The organism is Pseudomonas sp. CM27 (assembly GCF_013179515.1).
In the GTDB taxonomy this organism is placed as follows: Bacteria; Pseudomonadota; Gammaproteobacteria; order Pseudomonadales; family Pseudomonadaceae; genus Aquipseudomonas.
In genome coordinates, this window is record NZ_JABMCN010000153.1 from 7,348 (window position 1) to 14,293 (window position 6,946).

9 protein-coding genes and 1 pseudogene are annotated in these 6,946 nt (G+C 65.8%); 4 read left to right on the forward strand and 6 right to left on the reverse strand.

Annotation, left to right across the window (positions count from 1 at the left end):
• Positions 1-51: 51 nt before the first annotated feature.
• From HP547_RS18635 to HP547_RS18645, 3 genes are read right to left on the reverse strand one after another with little or no spacing between them, the layout of a single operon-like run.
• Positions 52-1,317, reverse strand: coding sequence for an ABC transporter permease (locus HP547_RS18635; RefSeq protein WP_172287052.1), 1,266 nt, complete (start codon positions 1,315-1,317; stop codon positions 52-54).
• Positions 1,317-2,027 carry an ABC transporter ATP-binding protein gene (locus HP547_RS18640; RefSeq protein WP_172220579.1) on the reverse strand — a complete coding sequence of 237 codons (711 nt, stop codon included), beginning with the start codon at positions 2,025-2,027 and terminating at the stop codon, positions 1,317-1,319. The genes HP547_RS18635 and HP547_RS18640 overlap by 1 nt, the downstream gene beginning before the upstream one ends.
• Positions 2,028-2,603 carry a DUF2796 domain-containing protein gene (locus tag HP547_RS18645; RefSeq protein ID WP_172287053.1) on the reverse strand — a complete coding sequence of 192 codons (576 nt, stop codon included), beginning with the start codon at positions 2,601-2,603 and terminating at the stop codon, positions 2,028-2,030.
• 129 nt (positions 2,604-2,732) lie between these two features.
• Here HP547_RS18645 and HP547_RS18650 point away from each other — a divergent pair, with 129 nt between their 5' ends.
• A complete protein-coding gene (locus tag HP547_RS18650) occupies positions 2,733-3,077 on the forward strand; it encodes a hypothetical protein (RefSeq protein WP_172220650.1) in 345 nt (114 codons plus the stop codon).
• Between the two features lie 41 nt (positions 3,078-3,118).
• Here the strand turns inward: HP547_RS18650 and trxA are convergent, their stop codons facing one another.
• The 3 genes from trxA to HP547_RS18665 are packed head-to-tail and all read right to left on the reverse strand — an operon-like array spanning position 3,119 to position 5,134.
• Positions 3,119-3,991 (reverse strand): thioredoxin, encoded by an 873-nt coding sequence (gene trxA / locus HP547_RS18655; RefSeq protein WP_172220573.1) that lies wholly within the window; start codon positions 3,989-3,991, stop codon positions 3,119-3,121.
• A 31-nt stretch (positions 3,992-4,022) separates the two neighbouring features.
• Positions 4,023-4,682, reverse strand: a complete 660-nt coding sequence (locus HP547_RS18660; RefSeq protein ID WP_172220570.1) for a 50S ribosomal protein L11 methyltransferase — start codon at positions 4,680-4,682, stop codon at positions 4,023-4,025.
• On the reverse strand, positions 4,682-5,134 hold the full coding sequence (locus HP547_RS18665) for a YbaY family lipoprotein (RefSeq protein ID WP_172287054.1): 453 nt from the start codon (positions 5,132-5,134) through the stop codon (positions 4,682-4,684). Before HP547_RS18665 ends, HP547_RS18660 begins: the two co-directional genes overlap by 1 nt.
• 106 nt (positions 5,135-5,240) lie before the next feature.
• Here HP547_RS18665 and nrdR point away from each other — a divergent pair, with 106 nt between their 5' ends.
• The 3 genes and pseudogenes from nrdR to HP547_RS18680 all read left to right on the forward strand — a co-directional run.
• A complete protein-coding gene (gene nrdR / locus HP547_RS18670; RefSeq protein WP_009685710.1) occupies positions 5,241-5,705 on the forward strand; it encodes a transcriptional regulator NrdR in 465 nt (154 codons plus the stop codon).
• A gap of 2 nt (positions 5,706-5,707) precedes the next feature.
• The gene (ribD, locus tag HP547_RS18675; protein ID WP_172287055.1) at positions 5,708-6,838 is read left to right on the forward strand and encodes a bifunctional diaminohydroxyphosphoribosylaminopyrimidine deaminase/5-amino-6-(5-phosphoribosylamino)uracil reductase RibD; all 1,131 of its coding nucleotides are present in this window, start codon (positions 5,708-5,710) and stop codon (positions 6,836-6,838) included.
• A 42-nt stretch (positions 6,839-6,880) separates the two neighbouring features.
• A pseudogene (locus tag HP547_RS18680) lies at positions 6,881-6,946 on the forward strand (riboflavin synthase); the annotation flags it as partial.

Sequence of the window (6,946 nt, forward strand, 5' to 3'; positions counted from 1 at the left end):
CGCGGGTTTACCCGCGAAGAAGCGCATGAGGTACTGGATCATTACTGGCTCTCAAAGGTGTATGGACAAACCATCGGCCAGCGACTGCCGATAGGCACGCCACGCCGGCACGCTACCCATCAGCAGCGCAGCCCCGAGGATGATAGCCAGCAAGGTCCATTCATGAGCGCTTGGCAGCGCCAGCGGCAGGTACAAACCATAGTTGGCCTGCACATACCCCTGGGCCAGGGCTATACCGGCATACAGCAAGCCTAGCCCGGCGAGGATGCCGACCGCTGCCAGCGACAGCGCCTCCAGTACCAGCAAACCGGCGATATGCCACGGCCGTGCGCCCACGGAGCGCAATATCGCCATCTCCCGGCGGCGCTCGTTGAGGCTGGTGAGAATCGCCGTAAGCATGCCGATCAACCCGGTCAGCACCACGAACAGCGAAACCACGAACAGCGCCTGTTCCGCGGTGCCCATCAGGCTCCACAGCTCTTGCAGTGCCACCCCGGGCAAAATGGCCAGCAACGGCTCGTTGCGGTACTCGTTGATTTCGCGCTGCAGGCTGAAGGTTGCGATCTTGTTGTTCAGCCCAAGCATGAACGCGGTGATGGCGGCAGGCTGCAGGTCCATCGTGCGCGCCTGCTCGGCACTGATCCGCCCGGCACCACGGGCCGGCACACCGTTATGCCAGTCGATATGGATGGCCTCCATGCCACCCAGGCCGATGTGCAGGGTACGATCGACCGGGGTGCCGGTGCGTTTGAGCACACCGACCACGGTGAACGGCTTGTTGTCATGCTTGACCAGGCTGATCGCCGCAACGCCGTGGGCCAGCACCAGCTTGTCGCCCAGCTTGTAGTGCAAGGCGTCGGCCACTTCGGCACCCAGCACCACTTCGAACGGGTCGTTGGCAAAGGCGCGGCCCTGGCTCAATTCCAGGTGTTGGCGGCGGCCGTACTGGTAATGGCCGAAGTAGTCGCCAGTGGTGCCCATCACCCGGTAACCGCGGTGCGAGTCGCCCAGCGAAATGGGGATTGCCCACTTTACCCGCGGGTCCCTGGCATAGTGCTGATAGCTGTCCCAGCGAATGTTGTTGGTGGCGTTGCCGATGCGAAATACCGAATACAGCAGCAGGTTCACCGAACCCGAACGGGCGCCGACGATCAGGTCGGTGCCGCTGATGGTGCTGGCAAAGCTGGCACGCGCCTCGGTGCGCACGCGCTCGACTGCCAGCAGCAGGCACACCGACAAGGCGATGGCAAAGGCGGTGAGAAATGCAGTGAAGCGGCGGTTGGCCAGGCTGGCCAGGGCAAGGCGGAGCAGGTACATCATGCCTCCCGGGGCGTGGCGGCGCGGTTCAGTTGGGCCAGCGACAGGTGGCGGTCGAACAGCGGCGCCAGGCTCTGGTCATGGCTGACGAACAGCAGGCTGGCGCCAGCGGCGCGGCATTCGTCGAACAGCAGGCCAATGAACGCTTCGCGGGTGTCGGCATCCAGTGCCGAGGTCGGCTCGTCGGCAATCACCAGCTCGGGCTGGCCGATCAGTGCACGGGCAGCGGCGACCCGCTGCTGCTGGCCGATCGACAAGCTGTCGGCACGGCGCGTGAGCAGGGCAGGGTCACCCAGGCCCAGGTGCGCCAGCAGCGTGCTGGCTGCCTGGTCGACACTGCCGTGGCGCTGCACGGCGCGGGCCTTGCGGGTGTGCGAGAAGCGGCAGGGTAGCTCGACGTTTTCGCGTACCGACAGGAACGGCAGCAGGTTGAACTGCTGGAAGATGTAGCCCGTGTGATCGACCCGAAAGCGGTCGCGGGCACCTTGGCCCAGGCTGCCAAGGTCCTGGCCGAGCAGTTGTATACGGCCCTGCCCCGGCACATTCACCCCGCCCAGCAGGCCCAGCAATGTGGTTTTGCCACTGCCGCTGGGGCCCTTGAGGAACAGTGCTTCACCGGCGTCCAGGTGAAACGCCGGAATATCCAGCAGCGGCGGCTGGCCTGGCCAGGCGAACATCAGGTCATGCAGTTCGATCAACGGCTGGCTCATTCAGAAGACGACCGCAGCCTTGGCCGGCGTCGCTTCCACGCCTTTCTGGCCATTGGGGCCGATCAGTTGCACGTTGATCTTCTGCGTGGCCGGGAAGGCTTTGAACAGCGGCGCGAGGTCCACCTGGGTGAGTTTTTCGGGGTTGGCGCAGGTCAGCTGGTAGTGGGCGCCGATGTCGCTGTGCTGGTGGCCGTGCTCATGCGCGTCGCCATCGTCGTCGGCTTTCGCGGTGTCGCCGAACAGCGGGCTTTCCAGCGCTTGTTGGTCTTCTTTGCAGCCGGCAGTGGCAGGCAGGCCGAACAGCTGCAGGGGTTTTTCCAGCTGCTGGCGTACGGCGGCGACCTTGGCCTTGTCGGCATCGCTGCTGGCGGCATGTTCGAAACCGACCAGGTTCATGGCCGGGCTGTCCAGCTCCAGCTCCAGGGTGTTGCCATCAAGCACGGCGTTGAGCTTGGCAACGCCATGCTCGTGGGCGCCGAGGGTGCCATGCGCATGGTCATGATCATGCTCGTCGTGGGCATGGGCTACGGCCAGTGGCAGCAAGGCGAAGGGCAGGGCGAGCAGCAGGCGACGCATGGATGGCTCCGGAGCGGGCTGAAAGATGTAGTTATGTTATAACAAGATTTATTCGCGCCGCCAGTCTGTGTGGCGCAGGTTTCATGTTGGGGTAGCATGGCTGCATTGACCTTGCTCAAGGAACGCATCGTGAGAATTCGTGGACAGATTGGTGAATGGCCGGTGGACCTGACCATCGAGCTGGCGCCTGAAGAGTGGGCGCAACTTGGGCGGCAGGTCGGGGTGCCGGCGGTGGCGCAGGCCGCAGCCCCGGCAGCTGTTGCGGCGGCGCGTTCGGACGACGGGCAGTGGACCGCGGCGCGTGATGTGCTGCGTTTGGCAGGGCAGATGAGCGGGCCGGAATTGCTGGACCGTCTGGAAGGGCTGGCGGGGAGTACGGCGGCAGGCAAGCGGCTGCTGGTGCGCTTGCGGCATAGCAGTGAGGTGAAGGTGGAAAGTGGCGTGGATTCGCCGGTTTATCACTGGGTGGGGTGATGGTTTCAGAATCATGGGGCCGCAAGGCGGCCCCATGATTATCAGAACATCAGCGCCGACAGCTTGCGACGATAAACCCCAACTAACGGGTGATCCCCACCCAGCAACTCGAACACCTGCAGCATCGCCTTCTGCGGCAGCCCGTTCTCATAGCCACGATTACGCTGGAACAGCTTCAGCAGCCCATCCAGCGCCGCTTCGTACTGCTGCCGCGCCAGCTGCTGGATGCTCAACTGGTAAGCCGCTTCGTCATCCTGCGGGTTCTGCGCCAGGCGGCTCTTCAGGTCTGCCACTTCCGGCAGGCTCGCGGCCTGGCGCAGGAAGGTCAGCTGCGCCTTGGCACCGGCCAGTGCTGCCTTGTGCTCATCGGTCTTGACCGCGTCCAGCACCACTTGCGCTTCACCCAGCTCACCACGCTCGGCCAGGCAACGGGCGTACAGGATCAACGCCTCGGCATTGCTGTTGTCTTCACCCAGCAGCACCTGCAACAGCGCTTCGGCCTCGGCAAAACGGCTTTCGGCAAACAACGCCTTGGCCTGTTCCAGCGGCGATGCAGTGGGGGCGGGGGGCAGTTGCACGTGGGGTTCGAGCATGGCGCGAATGGCGGATTCCGGCTGCGCACCGGCAAAACCGTCCACCGGCTGGCCGTCCTTGAACAGCACCACGGTCGGCAGGCTGCGGATGCCGAACTGGGCAACTACCTGTTGCTCCACATCGCAATTGATCTTGGCCAGCAGCAGCTCGCCCTGGTAACCCTCGGCGATCTTCGCCAGCAAGGGCATCAGCGCCTTGCACGGTGCGCACCACTCGGCCCAGAAGTCCACCAGCACCGGCTTGTGGAAGGAGTTCTCGATCACCAGTTGCTGGAAGTTGGCATCGGTGGCGTCGAAAATGTACGGCGTGTCTTGGGTCATCGCGACTCTCGCAAACTCGTGGATGGCACCACTATAAGGTGTCGCGGCTGGCGTGGTACAGGCTGACCCGGCGGAATTCGTGTGGCTCGGCCAGGTCGGGCAGGGTCAGTGCTTCGAGCACGCCCAGTTGCTGGTACTGCGGGTGGCTGAAGTCACGCACCCGCGAGTCGGCCACCAGCGCCTGGCGGCCGCGACCGAGAAAGGCATCGAGCAGCGGCAGGTTGGCGCGGTCGTACAGCACATCGGCTACCAGGATCAGGTCGAAGCGGTCGGCCTCGGCAAAAAAATCGCTGCTGTAAGCCAGTTCCACACCGTTGAGCGCGGCATTCGCACGGCAGGCATCCAGGGCCAGCGGGTCGAGGTCGCAGGCGACCACTTCCAGCGCACCGGCGCGGGCCGCGGCAATGCCAGCGATGCCGGAGCCGGCGCCAAAGTCCAGCACCCGCTTGCCGGCCACCCACTCCGGGCGCTCGGCCAGGTAACGGGCCATGGCCAGGCCACTGGCCCAGCAGAAGCTCCAGTAGGGCGGCTCTTCAAGAATGCGCCGGGTTTCTTCGCTGCTGAAGGCGCGGTCCATGTTCTGGTCATCGATCAGCCACAGCTTCAGGTCACAGCCGGGCAGCTCGCTGACCACCAGCCGCGCTTCGCCGATCAGGCCGCTGAGGGCCTGTTGCAGGGCCAGCGGTGCCACTATGGCGCCTTCTCGAAACGCAGCGGGCCGGTGGCCTGGGTCTGGGCCTGGGTTATGCGCACCGGTGGCAGGTGCATGATCAGCTGGCCGGAGCTGCTGGCGCGGCCACGCAGCTCGACCCGGGCCCCGGCCGGAAAGGCCTCAGGGTTGAAGCGCAGGTGGTAGGGCAGGGCCTGGCCGGTGCCCGTCAGGTTGCTGCTGGCCAGCAGGCGTTGCGGGCGGTCACGTTCGTCGATGACCAGCAAGGCCAGCTCCACGTTGGCGCCGGCCGGGATTTCCAGCAGGGTACCGCTGAGTTCGCGCTGGTAGGCCGGCAACGGGCCCAATACTTCGGCCTGCTTGGCCGACCGGGCGGGGGTGGGTGCTGCGGGGGTATCGGTCTTCGGCCTGTCGCTGCCGCAGGCGGCAAGCAGGGCGGCGCAGCACAGCACGACGAGCGCTCGGTAGTGCATGGGGTAGTCCTTCACGGGCAGATTTCCCTTGGATGTTAACCCCTTTGGCTTGTCTTGCCAGTGGGATGCGCTACCATGGCCCTCCCTTTTTTTGTTGCCTGCCACCATGCACTGTCCCTTTTGCGGTGCCAACGACACCAAGGTCATCGACTCTCGTCTCGTCGCCGAGGGCGAGCAGGTGCGCCGCCGCCGCGAATGCGTGGCCTGTGGCGAGCGCTTCACCACCTTCGAAACTGCCGAGCTGGTGCTACCGCGGCTGATCAAGCAGGACGGCACCCGCCAGCCCTTCGACGAAGACAAACTGCGCGCCGGCATGCAACGGGCACTGGAAAAACGCCCGGTCAGCGTCGAGCGCCTGGAAGCGGCACTGGCGCACATCAAGAGCCGCCTGCGGGCCACCGGCGAGCGCGAAGTCAAATCGCTGGTGGTGGGTGAAATGGTCATGGCCGAGCTGCGCAAGCTCGACGAAGTGGCCTACATCCGCTTTGCCTCCGTCTACCGGCGCTTCCAGGACCTTGACGAGTTCCGCGAAGAAATCGACCGCCTGGCTCGCGAGCCGGCCAAAGAGTGAACATGCCCAGCCAAGCTGCCATCCTCGACGCCCACTACATGGCCCGCGCGCTGGAGCTGGCGCGCAGAGGCCTGTATACCACCCACCCGAATCCGCGCGTAGGCTGCGTGATCGTGCGCGATGGCCAGGTGGTGGGCGAAGGCTGGCACCTGCGCGCCGGCGAGCCGCATGCCGAAGTGCATGCCCTGCGCCAGGCCGGTGAACTTGCCCGCGGCGCCTGCGCCTACGTCACCCTGGAGCCGTGCAGTCATCATGGCCGCACACCGCCGTGCGCCGAGGCGCTGGTCAAGGCCGGCGTGGCGCGGGTCGTTGCAGCCATGCAGGACCCCAACCCGCAGGTGGCGGGGCAGGGCCTGCGGCGCCTGGCCGAGGTCGGCATCGAAGTCGCCAGCGGCGTGTTCGAAGCCGAGGCCCGGGCACTCAATCCGGGCTTCCTCAAGCGCATGGAGCACGGCCTGCCGTTCGTGCGGGCCAAGCTGGCCATGAGCCTGGACGGTCGCACCGCCATGGCCAGTGGTGAAAGCCAGTGGATCACCGGCCCGGCCGCCCGCTCGGCGGTGCAGCGCCTGCGCGCCCGGTCCAGCGTGGTGCTGACCAGCGCCTCCAGCGTGCTGGCCGACAACGCGCGCATGACCGTGCGTGGCACGGAGCTTGGGCTGGACGCCGAAACCACCCGCCTGGCACTTAGCCGCACACCGCTGCGCGTGCTGGTCGATGGCCGCTTGCGCCTGCCACTGGATGCGCCGTTCTTCCAGGCCGGCCCGGCTCTGGTGGTGTGCGCTGTCGCGGATGACCCGCGCTATGCCGCTGCCGGCCACGAACTGCTCAGCCTGCCGGGTGACAATGGCCAGGTTGACTTGCCGGCGCTGCTGCAGGCCCTGGCGAGGCGCGGGGTCAATGAAATCCTGCTGGAAGCCGGTGCCGGCCTGGTCGGTGCCTTTGCCAGGCTGGGCCTGATAGATGAGTACCAGCTGTTCGTCGCCGGCACCTTCCTCGGTTCCCACGCCCGCCCGCTGCTGGACTGGCCGCTGGAGAAGATGAGCGAAGCCCCGCGGCTGAAAATTACCGAAATGCGCGCAGTGGGCGATGACTGGCGGGTCACGGCCATGCCCCTACCTGCGTCCGGCGTATAATGCCGGGCTTGCCCCGCGCAAACCGTTTTTGAGGAAGACCCCATGTTCACCGGCATCATCGAATCCATCGGCACCATTCGCAGCCTCACCCCCAAGGGCGGTGACGTG

What these genes read in the sequence shown, in the direction of transcription:
- HP547_RS18635 (WP_172287052.1), bottom strand. Translation starts at nt 1,317, where the DNA reads ATGTACCTGCTCCGCCTTGCCCTGGCCAGCCTGGCCAACCGCCGCTTC.
- HP547_RS18640 (WP_172220579.1), bottom strand. Translation starts at nt 2,027, where the DNA reads ATGAGCCAGCCGTTGATCGAACTGCATGACCTGATGTTCGCCTGGCCA.
- HP547_RS18645 (WP_172287053.1), bottom strand. Translation starts at nt 2,603, where the DNA reads ATGCGTCGCCTGCTGCTCGCCCTGCCCTTCGCCTTGCTGCCACTGGCC.
- trxA (WP_172220573.1), bottom strand. Translation starts at nt 3,991, where the DNA reads ATGACCCAAGACACGCCGTACATTTTCGACGCCACCGATGCCAACTTC.
- HP547_RS18665 (WP_172287054.1), bottom strand. Translation starts at nt 5,134, where the DNA reads ATGCACTACCGAGCGCTCGTCGTGCTGTGCTGCGCCGCCCTGCTTGCC.
- nrdR (WP_009685710.1), top strand. Translation starts at nt 5,241, where the DNA reads ATGCACTGTCCCTTTTGCGGTGCCAACGACACCAAGGTCATCGACTCT.
- ribD (WP_172287055.1), top strand. Translation starts at nt 5,708, where the DNA reads ATGCCCAGCCAAGCTGCCATCCTCGACGCCCACTACATGGCCCGCGCG.